Origin of the sequence: Sphingosinicella sp. (assembly GCF_052388015.1) — a bacterium.
Classification (GTDB): domain Bacteria; phylum Pseudomonadota; class Alphaproteobacteria; order Sphingomonadales; family Sphingomonadaceae; genus Allosphingosinicella.
Window position 1 is genome coordinate 1 of record NZ_JBQTIN010000072.1, and the last position, 20,532, is coordinate 20,532.

The 20,532-nt window shown below is 68.8% G+C and carries 19 protein-coding genes and 2 tRNA genes; 7 read left to right on the forward strand and 14 right to left on the reverse strand.

What is annotated here, in order from left to right; all coding sequences use genetic code 11:
• Positions 1-84 precede the first annotated feature (84 nt).
• Positions 85-158, forward strand: a tRNA-Gly gene (locus ACT4N3_RS06065).
• Between the two features lie 31 nt (positions 159-189).
• Here ACT4N3_RS06065 and ACT4N3_RS06070 read toward each other — a convergent pair.
• Positions 190-795 carry a PilZ domain-containing protein gene (locus tag ACT4N3_RS06070; RefSeq protein ID WP_444854314.1) on the reverse strand — a complete coding sequence of 202 codons (606 nt, stop codon included), beginning with the start codon at positions 793-795 and terminating at the stop codon, positions 190-192.
• Between the two features lie 119 nt (positions 796-914).
• Positions 915-1,781, reverse strand: coding sequence for an N-acetylmuramoyl-L-alanine amidase family protein (locus ACT4N3_RS06075; RefSeq protein ID WP_444854315.1), 867 nt, complete (start codon positions 1,779-1,781; stop codon positions 915-917).
• A 390-nt stretch (positions 1,782-2,171) separates the two neighbouring features.
• On the opposite strand from ACT4N3_RS06075, the gene ACT4N3_RS06080 reads away from it, so the two are divergent.
• The 3 genes from ACT4N3_RS06080 to ACT4N3_RS06090 are packed head-to-tail and all read left to right on the forward strand — an operon-like array spanning position 2,172 to position 6,800.
• A complete protein-coding gene (locus ACT4N3_RS06080; protein WP_444854316.1) occupies positions 2,172-4,589 on the forward strand; it encodes an Rne/Rng family ribonuclease in 2,418 nt (805 codons plus the stop codon).
• A 46-nt stretch (positions 4,590-4,635) separates the two neighbouring features.
• Positions 4,636-6,048 carry a M48 family metalloprotease gene (locus tag ACT4N3_RS06085; protein WP_444854317.1) on the forward strand — a complete coding sequence of 471 codons (1,413 nt, stop codon included), beginning with the start codon at positions 4,636-4,638 and terminating at the stop codon, positions 6,046-6,048.
• Positions 6,048-6,800 carry a DsbA family protein gene (locus ACT4N3_RS06090; RefSeq protein WP_444854318.1) on the forward strand — a complete coding sequence of 251 codons (753 nt, stop codon included), beginning with the start codon at positions 6,048-6,050 and terminating at the stop codon, positions 6,798-6,800. Before ACT4N3_RS06085 ends, ACT4N3_RS06090 begins: the two co-directional genes overlap by 1 nt.
• Here ACT4N3_RS06090 and ACT4N3_RS06095 read toward each other — a convergent pair.
• The 8 genes from ACT4N3_RS06095 to ACT4N3_RS06130 form a co-directional block, all read right to left on the reverse strand.
• A complete protein-coding gene (locus ACT4N3_RS06095) occupies positions 6,797-7,456 on the reverse strand; it encodes an RlmE family RNA methyltransferase (RefSeq protein ID WP_444854319.1) in 660 nt (219 codons plus the stop codon). The genes ACT4N3_RS06090 and ACT4N3_RS06095 overlap by 4 nt on opposite strands.
• The gene (locus tag ACT4N3_RS06100) at positions 7,453-8,520 is read right to left on the reverse strand and encodes a Ppx/GppA phosphatase family protein (RefSeq protein WP_444854320.1); all 1,068 of its coding nucleotides are present in this window, start codon (positions 8,518-8,520) and stop codon (positions 7,453-7,455) included. Before ACT4N3_RS06100 ends, ACT4N3_RS06095 begins: the two co-directional genes overlap by 4 nt.
• 181 nt (positions 8,521-8,701) lie before the next feature.
• On the reverse strand, positions 8,702-9,256 hold the full coding sequence (gene hslV / locus ACT4N3_RS06105) for an ATP-dependent protease subunit HslV (RefSeq protein ID WP_444854321.1): 555 nt from the start codon (positions 9,254-9,256) through the stop codon (positions 8,702-8,704).
• A 59-nt stretch (positions 9,257-9,315) separates the two neighbouring features.
• Positions 9,316-9,648 (reverse strand): hypothetical protein, encoded by a 333-nt coding sequence (locus ACT4N3_RS06110; protein ID WP_444854322.1) that lies wholly within the window; start codon positions 9,646-9,648, stop codon positions 9,316-9,318.
• Positions 9,649-9,817: 169 nt separating this feature from the next.
• On the reverse strand, positions 9,818-11,908 hold the full coding sequence (gene ligA / locus ACT4N3_RS06115; protein WP_444854323.1) for an NAD-dependent DNA ligase LigA: 2,091 nt from the start codon (positions 11,906-11,908) through the stop codon (positions 9,818-9,820).
• Between the two features lie 13 nt (positions 11,909-11,921).
• Positions 11,922-12,359: an endonuclease domain-containing protein gene (locus tag ACT4N3_RS06120; RefSeq protein WP_444854324.1), complete on the reverse strand. Its 438-nt coding sequence runs from the start codon at positions 12,357-12,359 to the stop codon at positions 11,922-11,924.
• A gap of 62 nt (positions 12,360-12,421) precedes the next feature.
• The gene (gene recN, locus ACT4N3_RS06125; protein ID WP_444854325.1) at positions 12,422-14,074 is read right to left on the reverse strand and encodes a DNA repair protein RecN; all 1,653 of its coding nucleotides are present in this window, start codon (positions 14,072-14,074) and stop codon (positions 12,422-12,424) included.
• An 18-nt stretch (positions 14,075-14,092) separates the two neighbouring features.
• Entirely contained in the window at positions 14,093-14,938 is an 846-nt protein-coding gene (locus ACT4N3_RS06130) for an outer membrane protein assembly factor BamD (protein ID WP_444854326.1), read from the reverse strand.
• Between the two features lie 127 nt (positions 14,939-15,065).
• Between ACT4N3_RS06130 and ACT4N3_RS06135 the strand changes: the two genes are divergently transcribed.
• The gene (locus tag ACT4N3_RS06135) at positions 15,066-16,232 is read left to right on the forward strand and encodes a glycosyltransferase (RefSeq protein ID WP_444854327.1); all 1,167 of its coding nucleotides are present in this window, start codon (positions 15,066-15,068) and stop codon (positions 16,230-16,232) included.
• Here ACT4N3_RS06135 and secF read toward each other — a convergent pair.
• The 3 genes from secF to yajC all read right to left on the reverse strand — a co-directional run bounded on the left by secF (position 16,229) and on the right by yajC (position 19,247).
• Entirely contained in the window at positions 16,229-17,203 is a 975-nt protein-coding gene (gene secF, locus ACT4N3_RS06140) for a protein translocase subunit SecF (RefSeq protein ID WP_444854328.1), read from the reverse strand. The two genes, ACT4N3_RS06135 and secF, sit on opposite strands and share 4 nt — an antisense overlap.
• 106 nt (positions 17,204-17,309) lie before the next feature.
• Complete coding sequence (gene secD, locus ACT4N3_RS06145; protein WP_444854329.1) at positions 17,310-18,899, reverse strand: protein translocase subunit SecD; 1,590 nt, start codon at positions 18,897-18,899, stop codon at positions 17,310-17,312.
• Between the two features lie 6 nt (positions 18,900-18,905).
• A complete protein-coding gene (yajC, locus tag ACT4N3_RS06150; RefSeq protein ID WP_444854330.1) occupies positions 18,906-19,247 on the reverse strand; it encodes a preprotein translocase subunit YajC in 342 nt (113 codons plus the stop codon).
• 65 nt (positions 19,248-19,312) lie between these two features.
• Between yajC and ACT4N3_RS06155 the strand changes: the two genes are divergently transcribed.
• Positions 19,313-19,660, forward strand: a complete 348-nt coding sequence (locus ACT4N3_RS06155; RefSeq protein ID WP_444854331.1) for a putative quinol monooxygenase — start codon at positions 19,313-19,315, stop codon at positions 19,658-19,660.
• Between the two features lie 132 nt (positions 19,661-19,792).
• On the opposite strand, the gene ACT4N3_RS06160 is transcribed toward ACT4N3_RS06155, so the two are convergent.
• Complete coding sequence (locus tag ACT4N3_RS06160; RefSeq protein WP_444854332.1) at positions 19,793-20,260, reverse strand: PaaI family thioesterase; 468 nt, start codon at positions 20,258-20,260, stop codon at positions 19,793-19,795.
• Between the two features lie 100 nt (positions 20,261-20,360).
• Between ACT4N3_RS06160 and ACT4N3_RS06165 the strand changes: the two genes are divergently transcribed.
• A tRNA-Pro gene (locus ACT4N3_RS06165) sits at positions 20,361-20,437 on the forward strand.
• The last annotated feature ends 95 nt before the right edge of the window (positions 20,438-20,532 follow it).

Sequence of the window (20,532 nt, forward strand, 5' to 3'; positions counted from 1 at the left end):
ATGGTCGTCGCCGGAGCGAAGCTGCTATGGGATGGCGTCGGCGGTTGACCGGAGCGCTGGGGCCGTGGCATCGGGCCGACAGATGCGGGTGTAGCTCAATGGTAGAGCAGAAGCCTTCCAAGCTTACGACGAGGGTTCGATTCCCTTCACCCGCTCCATCGCAGCTTCGCAGCGCCGATTCTCGATCAGCTAGGCGCTCTTGATCCAGGCGATCAGCTCGTTGAGCCTGATCACCTCGTTGAAGACGATGCCGGCGCGCTCGCCTTCCTGCCAGCGTGCGACGGCGCCGATCGGACGGAAGCCTTCGGGGGTGATCACGACGTCGCCGTCGATAACGAGCTTCGCGGCGGTCTCGATCTTTGCGCCGCTCTGCGAGATGTCGCGGATGCGCGCCAGGTTCGGGACGCCATCGACGCGGATGGTCGCTGCCCGATCGACCTCGATCCGCGGGCTGCGTGCGCGCCAGCCATTGTCGAGCGTCACCGGATTGGCGAGCAGCGCCTCGATATCGACCGGCATATCGAAGGCGACACCCGCATTGCTGTCGCGCACCCAGGCGATGCGGCCCGGAATCTTCTCGTGCGTCTTCAGCTCGACGATGACCTGCTGCCCGACCTTCACCGGGCTGTAGACATGGGCCATCAGGCCGCCGGCCGAGATGTTGCGAATGAGACAGAGCTCGCGCCGTCCTTCGACGACGAACACGCCGACGCGGAGGATCTTGACGTGGCGCTCCTGCGTCCGCCGTTCGGGCGGTCCTGGCGCCCGGGTCGAAAAAGAGTAGCTGGTTTCCACGACCCGCTCTCCAACCAACATTACTTTGCCCCCGCAGTCACGCAACTTGCTCCCAAGGCGTTTTGCATGACAAGGCCTTTAAGAAGTGCTTACCGGCGCCTTCGGGATATGCGGGCCGATCAGCCGCCGCGAGTTAGGAACCGCCGTGCGAAATGGGCTTCGATGGCGCGGCGCATGCCTTCGGCGATGCGCTGCCGGCCGGCCGGCGACTGGAGATCGGCCGCGTCCTGAAGGTTGGAAAGATAGCCGGCCTCGAACAGGATCGAGGGAATGTCCGGCGCCTTCAGCACGATGAAGGCGGCGAAACGATGCCAGACCGGCCGGAACGGGACGAGGGGCTCCGCCTCGCGATGAAGCAGGCGCGCGAACTCGGCCGCGCGTTCCATGCTCTCGCGCTGGGCGAGGTCGATCAGGATCAGGTTGACGTTGGGATCGGCGCTCATCCGGGCCGGGCCGAGCCGGTTCGCCTCGTTCTCGCGCTCCGCCAATGCCGCCGCTTCGCGGTCCGACGCGACCTCGGACAGGGTATAGACGGTGGCGCCGCGCGCCTGGTCGTTCGCGGGCGCGATGTCGGCGTGGACCGAGACGAACAGGTCCGCGCCCAGCCGCCGCGCGATCGCATAGCGGTCCTCCAGCGCGATATAGGTGTCGTCGGACCGGGTGAGGGCGACGCGCACGCGCCCGGTCGCGACCAGCGCGTCGCGCATCGCCACCGCGAGCGCCAGCGTCACCCGGCTCTCCGGTTCGCCGCCGAGCGCGGAGCTGGCGCCGGGGTCGCGGCCGCCATGACCGGCGTCGATCACGACGAGCGGCGGATTCTCACCGCGCGCGGGCGTGATCGGGGGCAGCGGACCCTCGGCGCCGGCGGCGGGAGCAGGAAGCGGGATCGAGACGCCATCGGCCTCGCGCGACCGGCCCGCCAGCACCAGCAGCGCCGCCAAAGCGAGCAATGGAATTGCAATGAGCGCGACGCGGCCCCACCTCATGGCCGCATGCATGAATCGCCGCGCCGCGCCGGTCCAGCAAAAAGCTCTGCAAGGGGGCGGCGGCGGTTGCCGCTGGGTCCTGCCGGTGCTAGCGTGCCGCAATCGCGCCGGAAACGGCTGGAAACCGCCAGACAAGGCCGCGATCTTGAATTTTTCCCGGGCGTCGCCGCCCGGACCGTACAGGTTGTCGTCGCATGCCCCATTCCACCCTTCGATCGACGCACCCGTCAGCGGGTCGCAGGATGATCGGCATGGGAATGGCGGCGACCGCGATCTTCATTTCAACCCGGACTTATGACCCGCGCGCCGTCCGGCGCGCGCGGCCGTCCACAATCGAACCCCCGCGCCGGGGGGCTCTCGATGCAGCGGCGCGCGCGCGGAGTATCATCAATGACCATGCGCATGCTGATCGACGCGCGCCACCAGGAAGAAACCCGGGTGGCCGTGATCAAGGGAAATCGAATCGAGGAATTTGATTTCGAGTCCGCCGAGCACAAGCAGCTCAAGGGCAATATCTATCTCGCCAAGGTAACCAGGGTCGAACCGTCGCTGCAGGCGGCGTTCGTCGACTATGGCGGCAATCGCCACGGCTTCCTGGCCTTCTCGGAAATTCATCCCGATTACTACCAGATCCCGAAGGAGGATCGCGAGGCGCTGCTCCGCGAGGAGGCCGAACATGCCGCCGAGGAAGCGGCACTGCGGGCGGCCGAGCTCGACGATGAGGAGCATGATACGGACGGCGGCGTCACCGAGGTGGACGACGCGCCGATGTCGGCCGAGGACGACAATCCGCACCAGATGCCGGAGGCCGAGGAGGCCGAGCCGGCCGCCGAGGGCGAGCCCCGCGCCGAGGAGAACGGGGCGGACGAGAGCGCGGCCGACGCGCTGCGCCGCAAGCGCCAGAGCCTGCGCCGCCGCTACAAGATCCAGGACGTGATCCGCCGCCGCCAGGTGCTGCTGGTCCAGGTCGTCAAGGAAGAGCGCGGCAACAAGGGCGCGGCGCTCACCACCTATTTGAGCCTCGCCGGCCGCTATTGCGTGCTGATGCCCAACACCAGCCATGGCGGCGGGATCAGCCGGAAGATTTCCAGCGGCGCCGACCGAAAGCGGCTGAAGCAGGTCATGGCCGATCTGGCGCTGCCGTCGACGATGGGACTGATCGTCCGCACCGCCGGCCTCGAGCGCACCAAGACCGAGATCAAGCGCGACTTCGACTATCTCGCGCGGCTCTGGGACGAGATTCGCGACACGACGCTGAAAAGCTCGGCGCCGGCTTTGGTCTATCAGGACAACGACCTGATCAAGCGGGCGATCCGCGACATTTACAATCGCGACATCGACGAGATTTTCGTCGAGGGCGACGAGGGCTACCGACAGGCGCGCTCTTACATGAAGCTGCTGATGCCGAGCCACGTCCGCCGGGTGCAGCATTATGCGGACGCGGTGCCGTTGTTCCAGCGTTATGGCGCGGAGGACCAGCTTTCGGCGATGTACCAGCCGGTCGTGCAGCTGAAGTCCGGCGGCTATCTGGTCATCAATCCGACCGAGGCGCTGGTGTCGATCGACATCAACTCCGGCCGTTCGACGCGCGAGCACAATATCGAGCAGACCGCCTATTCGACCAATATCGAGGCGGCGCACGAAATCGCCCGGCAGCTGCGCCTGCGCGACATGGCGGGCCTCGTCGTCATCGACTTCATCGACATGGAATCGAACGGCCATATCCGGAAGGTCGAGAAGGCGATGAAGGAGGCGCTGAAGAACGACCGCGCCCGCATCCAGGTCGGCCGGATCAGCTCGTTCGGGCTGATGGAGATGAGCCGCCAGCGGCTGCGCACCGGCGTGCTGGAAGCCTCGACCCATGCCTGCCCCCATTGCGAGGGCACCGGGCTGATGCGGACCGCGTCCTCGTCGGCGCTGTCGGCCTTGCGGATGCTGGAAGAGGAAGCGGCGCGGGGCCGGGGCTCGCTGATCACGCTGCGGGCGGGGCGCGAGGCGGCGGTTTATCTGCTCAACAGGAAGCGCGACGAGATCGTCGCGGTCGAGCAGCGCTACGGCGTCGCGATCCAGGTGCTGATCGAGGAGCAGTTCGAGGGCGCGCGAATGGCGGTCGACTCCGCCGGCCCGCCGCCGGTCGAGCGGCCGCGTATCGCCCCCGCCCCGATCGTCGACGACGAGGAGGAAGAGGAGGAGACGGTCGAGACGATCGAGCTCGACGAGGATGACGGCGAGGACGAGCGCGCCGAATCGGGCACTCGGGAAGACGAGGAGCAGCGCGGGGACGGGCGCCGGCCACGCCGCCGGCGGCGTGGCCGCCGTGGCGGCCGGCGGCGCGAGCGGACGGAGGGCGACGAGGCCGAGGACGGCGAGGCCGAGCCGGCCGCCGAGGAGGCTGCTGTGGAGCCGCCGCAGGCAGACCCGGCCGGCAATGCCGAGGTCGCTCCAGCCCGCAAGGCGCGCCGTCGCCCGCGCGCCCGCGCTGCAGAGGCGGCAGTAGAAGCCGAGCCCGCGGAGCCCGTCGCGACGAGCGAGCCTGAAGCCGAAGAACCGGTGAAGCCGAAGCGGGGCCGCCGCAAGAAGGCCGAAGCGGAGGCGGACGTGGCTGCTCCGGCCGAACCGGCCGAGCCTGCGCGGGAAGCCGCGCCCGAGGCCGCCAACGACAGTGGCCCGGCGCCGCGCCGGCGGGGCAAGCGGAAGGCGGCGGAGCCGGCCGAAACGGCCGAGGCCCGGCGGGACGACGGCGCGGCAGCGGGCCAGTCGGCCGGCGGACCAAGGCGCGGCTGGTGGCAGCGCACCTTCGGCGCCTGATCGCGTTTTCATTCGGGGTTCAGGCAGCGGAGCAGACAGAGCGGCGATGACAGAGGCGGGCAGGACGAAGCGGGGCGCCGGCTGGTGGCTGGTCCGGCTCGTCATGCTCGTCGCGGCGACCGGCTTCGCCTTCGCCCGCCCCGCCGCCGCCCAGTCGGTCCTGCGCGACGCCGAAACCGAGGCCTTGCTCAACGATCTCGCCCGCCCGCTGATCCAGGCGGCCGGGCTGCAGCCGGGCAATGTCCGTATCGTTTTGCTCTACGATCGCGACATCAACGCCTTCGTCGCCGGCGGGCAGATCGTCTATCTCCATTCGGGCCTGCTCACGTCGGCCGAGAATGCGAACGAAGTGCAAGGCGTCATCGCCCACGAGCTTGGCCATATCACCGGCGGCCACATCATCCGGATGCAGGAGGGCGTGCGGCAGGCGACAGGGATCATGATCCTGTCGCTGCTGCTCGGCGCGGCGGCGATCGCGGCGGGGGCCGGAGAAGCCGGCATGGCGGCGATGGCGGCGGGCCAGCAGGCGGCATTGGGCACGTTCCTGTCGTTCAGCCGGGTGCAGGAGAACAGCGCCGACCAGGCCGGCGCGACCTACCTGACCCGCGCCGGGATCAGTGGCCGCGGCAGCCTCGCTTTCTTCCGCCGACTGGCCAATCTCGAGTTCCGGCTGAACATCCCGCAGGACAATGGCTATGCGCGCACCCACCCGCTCAACGCGGAGCGCATCGACCGGCTGCAAGGCACCTATGAGAATGATCCGGCCTGGAACCGGCCGACCGATCCGGCGCTGGAGGCGCGCTTCCAGCGGGTGCGGGCCAAGCTGGTCGGCTATGTCGACAACCCGCAGCGGGTGCTCAGCCTCTATCCGGCCAGCAACCGGTCGGTGCCGGCGCGCTACGCCCGGGCCTATGCCTATCATCGCACCGCCCATCCGGACGAGGCGCTCGCCGAGGCGCAGAGCCTGTTGCGCGACCAGCCGCACGATCCTTATTTCCTGGAGCTGATCGGCCAGATCCAGCTCGAGTCCGGGCATCCGCAAGAGGCGCTGACGGTGCTGCGCGAGGCGGTGCAGCGCGCGCCGGACCAGCCGCTGATCGCCGCCTTGTTCGGCCATGCCCTGATCGCGACCGAGGATCCGGCCAATTTCGCCGAGGCGAAACGGGTGCTGCGCGTGGCCGTGCAGCGCGACAATTCCAACCCCTTCGCCTGGTATCAGCTCGGCATCGTCTACGACCGCGAGGGCGACCGGCCGCGCGCGGCGCTGGCAACGGCGGAGCGCTACAGCCTAACCAACCAGCCGCAGCTCGCGCTGCCCAATGCGGAGCAGGCGATGATGGGGCTGCAGGTCGGAACGCCCGACTGGCTGCGGGCGCAGGACATCGCGATGACCGCGCGCGCGGCGGTGCAGCGCAACCGCCGCTCGAACCGCGACCAGCAGCGCCAGCCCGGCCAATGATGCGCGAGGAAGAGCCTTCCGGCCGACGGAGCTGGCTCGGCGGTGCGCTCGCGATCCTGCTCGGCGTCGCGATCGGCGGCGTGGGCGCACTGCTCTGGCGCGGTGAGCTTGTGCCCGGCGCCTCGCCAGACCGGGCGGCGACCGAGGCGATCGTGCGCGACTATCTGCTCAATCATGGCGAGGTCATCTTCGAGGCGGTCGAGCGGCACCGGTCGCGACAATCGGCGCGGGCGATCGGCGGGCAGCGCACCGCGCTGGAGACGCCGTTTCACGGCGCCTGGGCCGGCGCGGCGGACGGCGACGTCGTGCTCGTCCAGTTCTTCGACTATGCCTGCGGCTATTGCCGGCAGTCGAACGCCGACGTGGAACGGCTGCTGCGCGAGGATCCGCGGCTCAAGGTGATCTGGCGCGAATATCCGGTGCTCGGGCCGGACAGCGACGCGGCGGCGCGGATGAGCCTGGCGGCGGCGCGGCAGGGCCGGTTCCGCGAGTTCCACACACAGATGTTCGCGCTCGGCCGGCCGACGGCGGCGCTGCTGCAACAGGCGGCGCAGCAGGCGGGCGTACAGCCCGAGCCGGACAGCGCGGAGATGCGGTCCGAGCTGACCCGCAACGCCCAGATGGGACGGACGATCGAAGCGCAGGGCACGCCGACCTTCGTCGTCGGCGACGAAGTCCTGCAGGGCGCCGTCGGCTATGAAGCGCTGCGCGACGCGATCCGGCGGACGCGCGAGACGCGAGCGCGAAGCTAGCTCTTAAATCCCTGCGCCACGACATACCATTCCGACGAGCCCTTGCGGCTGGCCGGCGGCTTGGCGTGCTTGACGGTGGCGAAGCGGCGCTTGAGCTCGGCGACGAGGCCGGAGTCGGCGCCGCCGGCGAGCACCTTGGCAACGAAGGCGCCGCCGGGCTTCAGCACATCGCCAGCGAAGTCGAGCGCCGCCTCGACCAGCCCCATCGTCCGGAGATGATCGGTCTGGGGGTGGCCGACCGTGTTGGCGGCCATGTCGGAAAGGACGAGATCGGCCGGCCCGCCGAGCGCCTGCGTGAGCTGCTCGGGGGCGGCCTCGTCCATGAAATCGAGCCGGAGGATGGTCGCGCCGTCGATCGGATCGGTCGGCAGGAGATCGATGCCGACGACCACCGACTTGGGCAGCCTCCGGCGCACGACCTGGGTCCAGCCGCCCGGCGCGATGCCGAGATCGATGATCCGCTCGACGCCCTTCAGGAAGCCGAAACGCTCGTCGAGCTCGATCAGCTTGTAGGCGGCGCGGCTGCGATAGCCTTCGGCCTTGGCTTTCTTCACATAGGGATCGTTGAGCTGCCGCTCCAGCCAACGGGTCGAGCCGATCTTGCGGCCCTTGGCGGTGCGGACCCGCGTCCGCAGCCCATTGGCGGCGCGGCTCATATCGGGTGGCCGTCGCGGGTCATCAGGGAGCGGAGAATGCCTTCGCGAATGCCGCGATCAGCGACGCCCAGCGTCTTGGCCGGCCAGATGTCCATGATCGCCTCGAGGATCGCGCAGCCGGCGACGACGAGGTCGGCACGCTCATGGCCGATGCAGGGCAGAGCGGCGCGCTCCTCATGGCTGAAGCGCGATATCATCTCGGCGATGCCACGCATCGCCGCCGTCGGCATCTTGAGCCCGTCCACCGCGCGCCGATCATAGCTCGGCAGCGCGAGATGGACGCTGGCAAGGGTGGTGACGGTGCCGCTGGTGCCCATCAGGCGGATGTCGTCCTTGTTCGCCGGGAGCAGGTCGACGAAGCGGCGGAAGGCGTGGCGCACGCGCTCGCGCATCCGGCCATAAGCGGCGAGCCGCTCGTCGGCGGTGGCGAAATCGCGGCCCTCGCTCTCGGTCAGGGAGTAGACGCCCCAGGGCGCGCTCCACCAGCATTTGATCCGCGGCTCGCCGCCGTCGGTGTCGATCAACACCAGCTCGGTCGAGCCGCCGCCGATGTCGAAGATCAAGGCCGGGCCGTCGCCCGGCTCCAGCAGCCGGTGGCAGCCGAGCATCGCGAGCCGGGCCTCTTCCTCCGGCGCGATGATCTCGAGGCAGATGCCGGTTTCGCGCCTGACCCGCTCGACGAAATGGCGGCCGTTGACGGCGCGGCGGCAGGCCTCGGTCGCGACCGAGCGGGCGAGGGTGACGTGGCGGCGCTTCAGCTTCTCGGCGCAGACCGCGAGCGCGGCGACGGCGCGGTCCATCGAGGTTTCGGAAAGCTTGCCCGAATTGGCCATGCCCTCGCCCATCCGGACGACGCGGGAGAAGGCGTCGACGACGGTGAAGCCGTCGGTCTCGCTTGGCCTCGCGATCAGGAGGCGGCAATTGTTGGTGCCGAGATCGATCGCGCCATAGGCCGGGCGGGAAGGGCCGCGCCGGAATATCTGGCCATTGGCGGGAAGGGGGGCTGCCGTCTCGGCCGGATCGATAACCGGCGCCTGCGGAGCCGGTACGGCTGGCTGCGGCATGCGACACGTCTCTTATTTTCTCGTTCCGGACGGCAGCAGCCGCCCGTGACCTGAAACCAGTGTAACACATGGGGCAGCGGAGCGGCAAGTTGGTGGCCTGGAGCCCGCTGTCATTGCGAGCGCAGCGAAGCAATCCAGACTGGATTGCCGCGCCGCTACGCGGCTCGCAATGACGGGAATGTCAGGCCGCGCCCTCGATCGTCTCCACGGTGAGCTGGTCGTTGGTGTAGACGCAGATGTCGGCGGCGATCTTCATCGCCTTGCGGGCGATCGTCTCGGCGTCCTCCTCATAGTCGAACAGGGCGCTGGCCGCGGCGAGGGCGAAATTGCCGCCCGAGCCGATCGCCGCGACGCCGGCGGCGGGCTCCAGCACGTCGCCATTGCCGGTGAGGATCAGGGTGATGTCCTTGTCGGCGACGATCATCATCGCCTCGAGGTTGCGGAGATATTTGTCGGTCCGCCAATCCTTGGCGAGCTCGACCGCGGCGCGCATCAGCTGGCCGTTATGCTGCTCCAGCTTGCGCTCCAGCCGCTCGAACGGAGTGAAGGCATCGGCGGTGGCGCCGGCGAAGCCCGCGATCACGCTTCCGCCATTTGGGCCGCCGCCCAGCCGGCGGACCTTGCGCGCATTGGGCTTGATCACCGTCGATTGCAGCGACACCTGCCCGTCGCCGGCGATCACCGCTCTGCCGTTCTTGCGCACGCCGATGATCGTCGTGCCGTGCCAGACTTCCATGTCCCGCTCCTTGGTCCGGGGGCGATATGGTGCGCTCGCCGGGCCGCCGCAATGACCGGTCAACCTGACGACTCCGACAGTATCCCGGCGGCCGAAGCGGGCGCGACTGAAGTTGACAAAGTTGAGGAAGTTGAGGGTTGCCAAGAGGTGGGCCTGACGCCCGCTTCAGCAGCGCGGCGGCCGGCGGGCGAGGAGCCGAACTCGTAGCCGATCACGGTCGAGCCCCAACCCAAGACGAGACCGAGCGCGAGGAGGAGCGGCTCGCGGTTGGGTTCGGGGATTGACACGAAATATAGGCCGGTGAGGCCGCCCAATCCGCCGATTAAGGCAATGATGCCGAGCACGGCACGGTACCGGCCATCGGGACGGGGTTCCAAGGGTTTCTGATCCATATTCGGCTCCTTCTCCCAGCTTGGATAACCGATATGGTTCTATGTAGGAAAGGCTTTGAATACCGAACGTCACCCTGAACTTGTTTCAGGGTCCATTTTCGTCCGCACCGCGGATGGAGCAATGGATGCTGAAACAAGTTCAGCATGACGGGGGCGACGGCCGGCGGGCTTAACCCGCCTCGGCGACGATCTTGAGCCACGCCGCTTCGTCGATCACCTCGATGCCAAGCTCGGCCGCTTTCTTGAGTTTGGAGCCGGCGCCGGGGCCGGCGACGACGAGGTCCGTTTTCGCGGAGACCGAGCCGGCGGCCTTGGCGCCGAGCGCCTCCGCCTGGGCCTTGGCCTCGTCGCGGGAGATGGCTTCGAGGCTTCCGGTGAAGACGATGGTCTTGCCGGTGACCGAGGATTGGCGCGTTTCGACGACGAAGGGGGGCGGGGTGACCTCGGCCAACAGATCGTCCCACGCAGCGATATTGTGCGGCTCGTGGAAGAAATCGCCGAGCGCCGCCACGACGGTTGGGCCGACGCCGTCGATGTTTGTCAGGTCGGCCAGCGCGTCAGTGTCACCGGTGCGGGCGGCGACGGCGATTTCGCGCAGGCGGGGCAGGGTGACGAAGCTCTTCAGCAGGTCGCGGGCGGTGACTGTGCCGACATGGCGGATGCCCAGGCCGAACAGGAGGCGGGCCGCGTCCGGCGCGCGCTTCGCCTCGATCGCCGCGAACAGGGCTTCGACCGACTTGGCCTGCCAGCCCTCGCGGCCGATCAGCTCGTCGCGGTGATGGTGGAGGCGGAAGATGTCCGCCGGCTCGTCGAGCCAGCCGAGCGAGAGGAATTCGGCGATGCTCTTTTCGCCCAGCCCCTCGATGTCGAGCGCGGCGCGGCCGACGAAATGGCGGAGGCGCTCGAAGCGCTGGGCGGGGCAGATCAGGCCGCCGGTGCAGCGGACGTCGACCTCGCCTTCCTCCGCCACCGCCTCGCTGCCGCATTCCGGGCAATGATCGGGGAAGACGTAGGCGGGGCGCTTTTCGTTGGGGGTCAGGTTTTCCAGCACCTGCGGGATGACGTCGCCGGCGCGCTGGATGCGGACGCGGTCGCCGGGGCGGACGCCCAGGCGGGCGATCTCGTCCTTGTTGTGGAGCGTCGCGTTAGTGACGGTAACGCCGCCGACATTGACCGGCTTCAGGCGCGCGACCGGAGTGAGCTTGCCGGTGCGGCCGACCTGAATGTCTATGGCGATGAGCTCGGTCTCGGCCTTCTCGGCCGGGAATTTGTGGGCGATCGCCCAGCGCGGGGCGCGGCCGACCGTGCCGAGCCGATCCTGCCAGTCGAGGCGATCCAGCTTGTAGACGACGCCGTCGATGTCGAAGGGCAGGTCGGCGCGCTTGGCTTCGATGGCGCGATAATGGGCGAGGGCGGCGTCGAGGGTGGTGACGCGCTTGAGATCGGCGGCGATGGGGATGCCCCAGGCGGCGATGGCGGCCATGACGCCGGCCTGGGTGCCGGCGGGGAGGGCGGAGGTCTCGCCCCAGCCATGGGCGTAGAATTTGAGCGGGCGGGACGCGGTGACGGCGGCGTCTTTCTGGCGGAGCGAGCCTGCGGCGGCGTTGCGGGGATTGGCGAACTGGCGGGCGGTCGCCGGGTCCTCGGCTTCGGCGAGGAGGCGGGCGTTGAGGGCGGCGAAGTCCGCCTTGGCCATGTAAATTTCGCCGCGGATCTCGAATAGGTCGGGGACGGGCTGCCGCCCGCCTGGGCCCCGGCCTTCGCCGGGGAACAGGGTTTGCGGGATGTCGGGGATGGTCGCGACGTTGGCGGTGACCAGCTCGCCGGTGGTGCCGTCGCCGCGGGTGGCGGCGAGGGCGAGGCGGCCTTTCTCGTAGCGCAGGGCGCAGGAGAGGCCGTCGATCTTGGGCTCGGCGGTGAGGGCGATCTCCTCGTCGTCGGCGAGACGGAGAAAGCGGCGGACGCGCGCGAGGAAATCGGCGACCTCCTCGTCGGAGAAGGCGTTGTCGAGACTCAGCATCGGCCGGGCGTGCTGGACCTTGGAGAGGTGCCCGGCGGGTGCGGCGCCGACCTGGCGGCTCGGGCTGTCGGCGCGGGTCAGGTGGGGGAATTCAGCCTCAAGCTCGCGATTGCGGCGAATGAGGGCGTCATATTCGGCGTCGGAAATCTCCGGCGCGTCCTCGGTGTGGTAGAGGGCGTTGTGGCGCGCGATCTCGGCCGCGAGGCGCTCCAGCTCGGCGGCGGCTTCGACTTCGTTCAACAAAAGAAGACCCTCATCCCAACCCTCTCCCGCAGGCGGGAGAAGGGGTAGCCGCGGCGGACTCTATTTCTCCCTCTCCCGCTCGCGGGAGAGGGTTAGGGTGAGGGTCTTGCTGAGTCAGCGTTTCCAGTATCGCCTGAAGCACGCCTTCGAGATTGCCGAGCACATCATGATTCCAGAACCGCAACACGCGAAATCGTTTGTGCTCTAGCCAGGCCGTCCGCGCTGCGTCAGCGGCCTCGTCATGCTGCCCACCATCCGCCTCCACAATCAGGCGCTGCTCCAGGCAGCAGAAGTCGGCGATGAATGGGCCAAGGGTCCACTGGCGGCGAAACTTGAGGCCGGCCAATCGCCTGCCGCGCAAGGCAAGCCAGAGTGCCTGTTCCGCGTCAGTGGGAGCGCGTCGCATAGGGGCGGCATATTTGCTAATCGTTCTTCGGACGACGCCCATGATGGGGCGATAACAAGAAGAAGACCCTCACCCAACCCTCTCCCGTCAACGGGAGAGGGCTTTTACGCCGCCTCCAGCAGGCGCTCCGCCTGTGCCCGCGCTTCGTCGGTAACCTGGGCGCCCGACAGCATGCGCGCGATCTCCTCGCGGCGGCGGGCGGGGTCGAGGGCGTGGACGCCGGTGCGGGTGACGAGGCCGTTATGGCTCTTCTCGATCAGCAGGTGGCGGGCGCCGCGGGCGGCGACCTGGGGCGAGTGGGTGACGACGATCACCTGGCCGGAAGCGGCGAGGCGATGGAGGCGCTCGCCGACCGCGCTGGCAACGGCGCCGCCGACGCCGCGGTCGATCTCGTCGAAGATCAGGGTGCGGGGCCCGCCTTCCTCGTGCAGCGCGACCTTGAGCGCGAGGACGAAGCGGCTGAGCTCGCCGCCCGAAGCGATGCGGGTGAGCGGGCCGAAGGGGGCGCCGGGATTGGTCGAGACCTCGAACTCGACCCGGTCGATGCCGGCGGCGGAGGGCTCCGCCGGGGCGAAGGCGGTGCGGAACCGGGCGGCTTCGAGCTTCAGCGGGGCGAGCTCGGCGGCGACGGCGGCGTCGAGACGGGCGGCGGCCTCGCGGCGGGCGGCGCTGGTGGCGAGGGCGGCTTCCTCATAAGCCAAGCGGGCTTCGGCGAAGGCGGAATCGAGTGCCGCGACGCGGGCGCCGCCATCCTCGATCGCCGTGAGCTTCGCCGCCAGCTCGTCGGCGAGGGCGGGGAGGGCGTCGGGCTCGACGCGATGCTTGCGGGCGAGGGCGCGGATGTCGAACAGCCGGGTTTCGGCCTCGTCGAGCCGGGCCGGATCGAAGGCCAGAGCGGAGCGGGCGCGGGCGAGCGCGTCCTCGCCCTCCGCCGCCTCGATCACGGCGCGGTCGAGCGCGGCGAGCGCTTCGGCGAGGGCGGCGTGCTCGCCGGCCATGCGATCGAGGCGGCGCGCGGCCTGGCGGAGCAAAGCGAGCGCGCCTTCGGAGCCGAGGACCAGGGCATCGACCGCCGCCAGTTCGTCGCCGAGGCGGGCGCCGGCCTGCATCGCGGCGCGCAAGGTGGCGAGCTTTTCCTCCTCGCCGGGCTCTGGCGCGAGCCGGCGCAGCTCCTCGACCGCGTGGGCGAGCCAGTCGCGGTCGCTCGCGGCTGTCTCCTGCGCGGCGCGGGCTGTCGCGAGCGCGGTCTCGGCTTCGGTCAGCGCGCGCCAGGCGACGGCGAGCGGGGCGAGGTCGATGCGGCCGTAGGCGTCGAGCAGGGCGCGGTGGCCGCGCGGGTTCAGGAGACCGCGCTCGTCATGCTGGCCGTGGATCTCGACCAGGGTCGCGCCCAGCTCGCGCAGCAGGCCGGCGGAGATGGGCTGGTCGTTGACGAAGGCGCGGCTGCCGCCGTCGGCGCGGACGATGCGGCGGACGAGGAGAGGCTCGCCGGGTTCCGATTCGAGGCCATTTTCGTCAAGCAGGGCGCGCGCCGGATGATCCGGTGGAGCTTCGAATGTCGCCGTGACGCTCGCCTGCTGCTGGTCCGTGCGGACCAGGGCGCTGTCGGCGCGCGCGCCGAGGGCGAGGCCGAGCGCGTCGAGCAGGATCGACTTGCCCGCCCCGGTCTCGCCGGTCAGCACGCCGAGGCCGGATGAGAAATCCATGTCGAGCGATTCGATCAGCACCACGTCGCGGATGGCGAGCGCGGTCAGCATGCGGAGGTCACGCGGGGCCTAACGGCTCCCGCCGCTCGGCGTGGTCGGCTGAGCGGGCGTCGGCGCTGGCGTGTCCGGCGTGATGTTGGGGGCGTGGCGCTGGATGAGGTCGTAGGCGCGCCGGTACCAGTCGGTGTTCGGATAATTGGCGCTGAGCACCGCCGCCGAGCGCCGGGCCTCGGCCGGGACGCCGAGCGCGAGATAGGATTCGGTCAAGCGCATCAGCGCCTCGGGCGCGTGGCTGGTGGTCTGATAATCGTCGATCACCCGGCGGAAGCGCATCGTCGAGGCGAGCCATTCGCCGCGGCGCTGGTAGAAACGGCCGATCTCCATCTCCTTGCCGGCGAGATGGTCGCGGACCAGATCGACCTTGAGCCGGGCATCGTCGGCATAAGGCGAGTTGGGATAGCGGCGGATCACCTCGCCCAGCGCGTCGAGCGCCTGGCGGGTGATGTTCTGATCGCGGGTCACGTCGCGGATCTGCTCGTAATAATTGAGCGCGACCAGATAGAGCGCATAAGGCGCATCGCGATTGCCGGGATGGATCGACAGGAAGCGGCGGGCCGAATCGATCGACTTGGTGTGATCGCCGGCGGCATAATAGGAAAAGGCGCTCATCAGCTGCGCGCGGCGCGCCCAGACCGAATAGGGATGCTGGCGCTCGACCTCATCGAAGATCAAGGCCGCCTGGGCATAGTTGCGCTGCTGCAGCCGCTGGAAGCCGGCATTGTAGAGCGTGTTGACGTCGCGCGCGACGTAGCGGGTGTCGCCGCGGTTGCGGGTCCCCAAGGTGCCGCAGCCGGCAAGCGGGAGGGCGGCGGCGACGATGGCGACAAGCGCGAGCGAACGGTGAAATTTCGGCATGGCGGGCTTCTTAGCGGAGCGTTGGGGCAAGGCCAAGCGGCCTTGGTGAACTGGAGCGGGATGCTGCTGAACGGCGGTTTAACACGCCGTTTCGCACGCGGAAGCTTTGGCTGCTATGGGCGCGGGAATGCTGCGCGTGCTCACCCTGTCGACCCTGTTCCCGCATCAGCAGCAGCCGACGCTCGGCCTGTTCGTCGAGCGGCAGAGTCGGGGCCTGGCGGCGCGGGAGGATGTGGAGCTGGAGGTGGTCTCGGCGGTGGGCCTGCCGGTCTGGCCGCTGTCGCTTCACCCGCATTATGCGCCCCTTGCGGCCCTGCCGGAGCGCGAGACCTGGAAGGACCTGACCGTCCACCGGCCGCGCTTCCGGGTCTGGCCCGGGATCGGCGGCAGCGGCGCGGCGCGGCGGATGGCCGATGCTTTGCTCCCCGTGCTTCGCCGCATTCGCGAGCGCTTCCCCTTCGACGTGATCGACGCCGAATTCTTCTGGCCGGACGGGCCGGCGGCGGTGCGGCTCGGCGCGGCGCTGGGCGTGCCGGTGTCGATCAAGGCGCGCGGGGCGGACATCCATCATTGGACCATGCAGCCGGGTATCGGCGAGCAGATCGTCGCGGCTGGCCGGGCGGCGGACGGGTTGCTGGCGGTGAGCGCGGCACTGAAGGCCGACATGGTTGCGATCGGCATGCCGGCCGAGAAGATCAGGGTGCATCATACCGGGGTCGATCTCGAGCGATTCAGGCCGCTCGACCGGGCGGCGGCCAAGGCGGCGCTGGGCGTCTCCGGTCCGCTGCTCGTCAGCGCGGGCCATCTGATCGCGCGCAAGGGGCAGAAGCTGGCGATCGGGGCGCTGGCGTCATTGCCCGAAGCGACGTTGATGCTGGTCGGCGACGGGCCGGACCGGGCCGCGCTCGAGCGCCGCGCCGCCGAGGCCGACGTGGCGGGGCGGGTGCGCTTCCTGGGAGTCAGGCCGCATGAGGAGCTGCCAGCGCTGCTCGCAGCGGCGGACGTGACGGTGCTGCCCTCGGCCAGCGAGGGGCTGGCCAATGTCTGGGTGGAATCGCTCGCCTGCGGGACGCCGGTGGTGACGACCGATGTCGGCGGCGCGCCGGACGTGATCGACCGACCCGAGGCCGGCCGGCTCGTCCCGCGCGAGCCTGCGGCGATCGCCGCGGCGGTGGCGGAGCTTCTTGCCGAACCGCCGGATCAGGAGGTCGTGCGGGCCAAGGCGGCGCGGTTCAGCTGGGACGCCAATCGCGACGCCCTGTTCGCGCACCTCAGCGGGCTGGTGCGCCGCTAGACCTGGGCGCCGTCGGTCTCGTTGCGCGGTCCGCGCGCGGCGCGGCTGACCGGATCCTTGGGCCGGAAACTGTCCGACGTGACGCCCAGCCAGACCAAGACCGGCGACGAGATATAGATCGACGAGTAGGTGCCGACGAAGATGCCGACGAAGATCGCGATCGTCAGGCCGAAGATCACGTCCGGCCCGAACAGCAGCAGCATGCCGAGCGCGAGCAGGATTGAGAGCGAGGTCACCATCGTCCGCGACAGCGTCTCGTTCAATGAGAGATTGAGCAGCGGCACGATCCCCATTTTGCGGTATTTGCGCAGATTCTCGCGGATGCGATCGTAGATGACGACGGTGTCGTTCAGCGAATAGCCGACGATGGTGAGGATCGCGGCGATGACGTTCAGATCGAATTGAATCCGGGTGACCGACAGGAAGCCCAGGGTCATCCAGACATCGTGGAACAGGGTGACAAGCGCGCCGACGCCGAACTGCCACTCGAAACGGATCCAGATGAAGATGGCGATGCCGAGCATGGCGAGAATGATGGCCCATCGACCCGAGGACCAGAATTCCTCCGAAACCTTGCCGGAAACGGTCTCAACCGCGTCGAAGCGGGCGCCGGGATAGGCCTGGGTGATCGTCTCACGCACCTGGCTCGCGGCCTGGGCCGCGGCCGCCTCGCCGCCCTCCGGCAGCGGCATGCGGATCGCGATCACGTTGGGCGAGCCGAATTCCTGCAGGCTCGCGTCGCCATGGCCGAGCGCGTTCACCCGGTCGCGCAGCTGGTCGAGATTGGGCGGCTGCTGGAAGGTAATGCGCACGCTCTGACCGCCCTCGAAATCGACACCCCAGTTCAGCCCGCGGGTGAAGACCAGGGCGATCGCCGCCGCGGTCACGATGATCGACAGGATGAGGGCGAGGTTACGCCACTTCATGAAATCGATGTTGGTGTTGTCCGGGACGAGCTTTAGCAGGCGCATTCGATGTCTCCCGCTGAACCCGTCATTCCAGCGAAAGCTGGAATCCATACAGACTCCGCATGGACCCCAGCTTTCGCTGGGGTGACGAAAAAGAAAATGGAGCGGCTCATATATGCAGTTCTTTGGGCCGCGCGCGGCGGACCCAGAGGGCGACCAGCATCCGGGTGAGGTTCACGGCGGTGAACACCGAGGTGACGATGCCGATCATCAGGACGACCGCGAAGCCGCGGATCGGGCCCGATCCGAAATAGAACATCAGGACCGCGGCGATGACGTTGGTGATGTTGGCGTCGAGGATCGCGGTCTGGGCCTCGACGTAACCCGATTCGAGCGCATCGAGGAGCTTCTTGCCCCTGCGTTGCTCCTCGCGGATGCGCTCGTTGATCAGCACGTTGGCGTCGACCGCGGCGCCGATCGTCAGCACGAAGCCGGCGATGCCGGGCAGGGTCAAAGTGGTGTTGAAGAAGGCCATGACGCCGAGGATCATCAGCGCATTCACGATCAGGCCGATCGTCGTGTAGACGCCGAAGCGGCCGTAGGTGATCAGCATGAACAGGATCACCGCGAGCGTCGCGGCGATCGATGCGATGACGCCGAGGCGGATCGAATCGGCGCCGAGATCGGGGCCGACGGTGCGCTCCTCGATGACGCGCAGCTCGACCGGGATGCGGCCCGAGCGCAATGAAATGGCCAGCTCGTTCGCGGTCTGGACGGTAAAGCCGCCGCCGGAGATGGTCGCCTGGCCGCCGAGGATCGGCTCGCGGATCACGGGGTAGGAAATCACCACATTGTCGAGGATGATCGCGAACGGACGGCCGACATTCTCCTGCGTCACCCGGGCGAAGCGGCGGCCGCCGGCCGCATCGAAGCTGATCACGACATTGGGCGTGTTGTCTTGCTGATCGAAGTCCTGGCGGGCGTCGGCGATTTGGTCGCCCGAGATCATCGCCCGCCGCTGGACGGCGATCCGGCCGCCCTCGGCCGTGGGCAGGATGACTCTGCCGACCGGCGCCTGGCCGGCTTGCAGCATCTCGGGCGTCGCGGTCTGGTCGACCATCCGGAACTCGAGGCGGGCGGTGCGGCCGATCAGCCGCTTGAGCGCCTCCGGATCCTGGACGCCGGGAACCTGGACGACGATCCGGCTCTGGCCCTGCTGGATGATCGTCGGCTCCAGCGTGCCGAGCGAGTTGATCCGCCGGTCGATGACGTCGCGGGCGACCTCCATCGCCGAGGAGATCGCGTTCTCAAGGCCGGCCTCGGTCGGGCGCATTGTGACCTGGCCGTTGTCGGCCGAGATGGTCCAGTCGGGCTGGGCGCCGAAGCCGACCGGCTGGGTCTGGCGGGCGGCGACGGCGCGCGCCTCGCCGAGCTGGTCGGGATCGGAGACGCGGAAGGCGAGCTGGCCGTTCTGGGTCGTGAGGCCCTCGATGCGAATGCCGGCGGTGCGCATCTCGCGCCGCATCAGATCCTCCATTGCCTCCAGCCGCTGGCGGGCGAGATCGCCGGTCTCCGCCTCGAGCAGCAAATGGCTGCCGCCGGCGAGATCGAGGCCGAGATTGATGTGGATCGCGGCGATCCAGGAGGGGAAGACGCGGTTGCGCTCGGCCTCCGGCATCATGCTCGGGATCGCGAGCAGAATGCAGATCAGGCAGGTGAGGGTGATGCTCCACACCTTCCAGCGGGGGAAGTTCAGCATCCCGGGTCAGGCCTGGTCGTTGGCCGCCTTGGCGCCGTGCGGGCGCACGTCGCTCAGCATCGACTTCACCACCCGGACCTTGACGCCCTGCGCGACCTCGAGCTCGATCTCATGCTCGTCGACCCTGGTCACCTTGCCGATCAGGCCGCCCGAAGTGATCGCGGTGTCGCGCATCTTCACGTCGGCGACCATCCGCTGATGATCCTTGATCCGGCGCTGCTGCGGCCGGATCAGCAGGAAATAGAAGATGATGAAGATGAGGACGAGCGGGAAGATCTGCACGAAGAAGCTGGCGGCTCCTCCGGATGCGGCGCCGCCGGTCGCGGCATAGGCTGGGGATGCGAACATTCGGTCCTACCTGGGAAGAGGAAGCGCCGATCCGGCGCTCGCCTGAAAAGCGCGAGGCGCCTATCATGGGGACGACCAGATGCCAAGGCAAGGAAGGGGAGGGCGGACGGATGATCATCGTGACCGGACAGGTGCGTTTCGGCGAGGGCGAGGTGGAGCGGCTCAAGGACGTGCTTGCGAACAACATCCGCTCGTCGCGGGCCGAGGAGGGCTGCGAGCATTATGCCTATGGCCTCGATCTCGATGACCCGAACCTGATCCACATCACCGAGATGTGGCGCGACTCTGCGGCGCTTGACGCCCATTCGGCGCGCATCCCCGAGCTGATGGCGCCGCTGGCCGGCGCCGATATCCGGGAAATCAGCATCAAGGCCTATGAGGCGACGTTCCTGCAGACCGTGATGGGGGAGTGACGGTCGCCCCTATCAGAGTCATCCCGGCGGAAGCCGGGATCCATGCACGCAGGCATTCCTGCATGGGATGGGGAGATTGCCGCCTCTCCTCGCGCTCCGGTGTTCATGGGTCCCGGCTTCCGCCGGGATGACTCACGGAGCGGAAGGCTTGCCGAGGATGATCAGGGTCGAGGTGCCGTGGGCTAGCAGCTTGCCGTTCGCGTCGCGGAGGAAGGCATCGGCGGTGGCGATCTGGCGGCCGCGGCTGAGGACCCGGCCTTCGCAGCGGACGATCGAGCCGTCCTTCGGTACCGGGCGGGTGAAGTTCACCTTGGTCTCGACGGTTGTGTAGCCAACGCCCGCGTCGAGCTCGGTGTGGACGGCGCAACCCGCGGCGCTGTCGATCAGGGTCAGCGCATAGCCGCCGTGGACGAAGCCAAGCGGATTGAGGACGTGCGGGCCGGGCGTGCCTTCGAAGACGGCGCGGCCGCGCTCGACCTCGACAAGGCGGAAACCGAGCGTCCTGCTGATCGACGGCGCGGGGCCGCGGCCGGCGATCATCGCGCGGAGCAGCTCCAGGCCGCTCAATTGCTCGAAGGCCCGGCGCGCCTGCTCGTCCATCTCGGTCTCCGTGATCCGTTTCGTTGCGCAACTTGCTGCGACCGTGGGCCAAGTCAACCTTGCCTTGGTCGGGAGGCGCGCCTAGATGCCCGGCCCTGGTCGGGGCGTAGCGCAGCCTGGTAGCGCATCACACTGGGGGTGTGGGGGTCGCTGGTTCGAATCCAGTCGCCCCGACCATCGATCGTGCATCGGGAAACAGCGCGGGGCGCTGAAACTGTGCGCAGTGCCCCGCACTGCGCAGCCGTCTCTGGGGGAGACGGCGACCGTTTCAC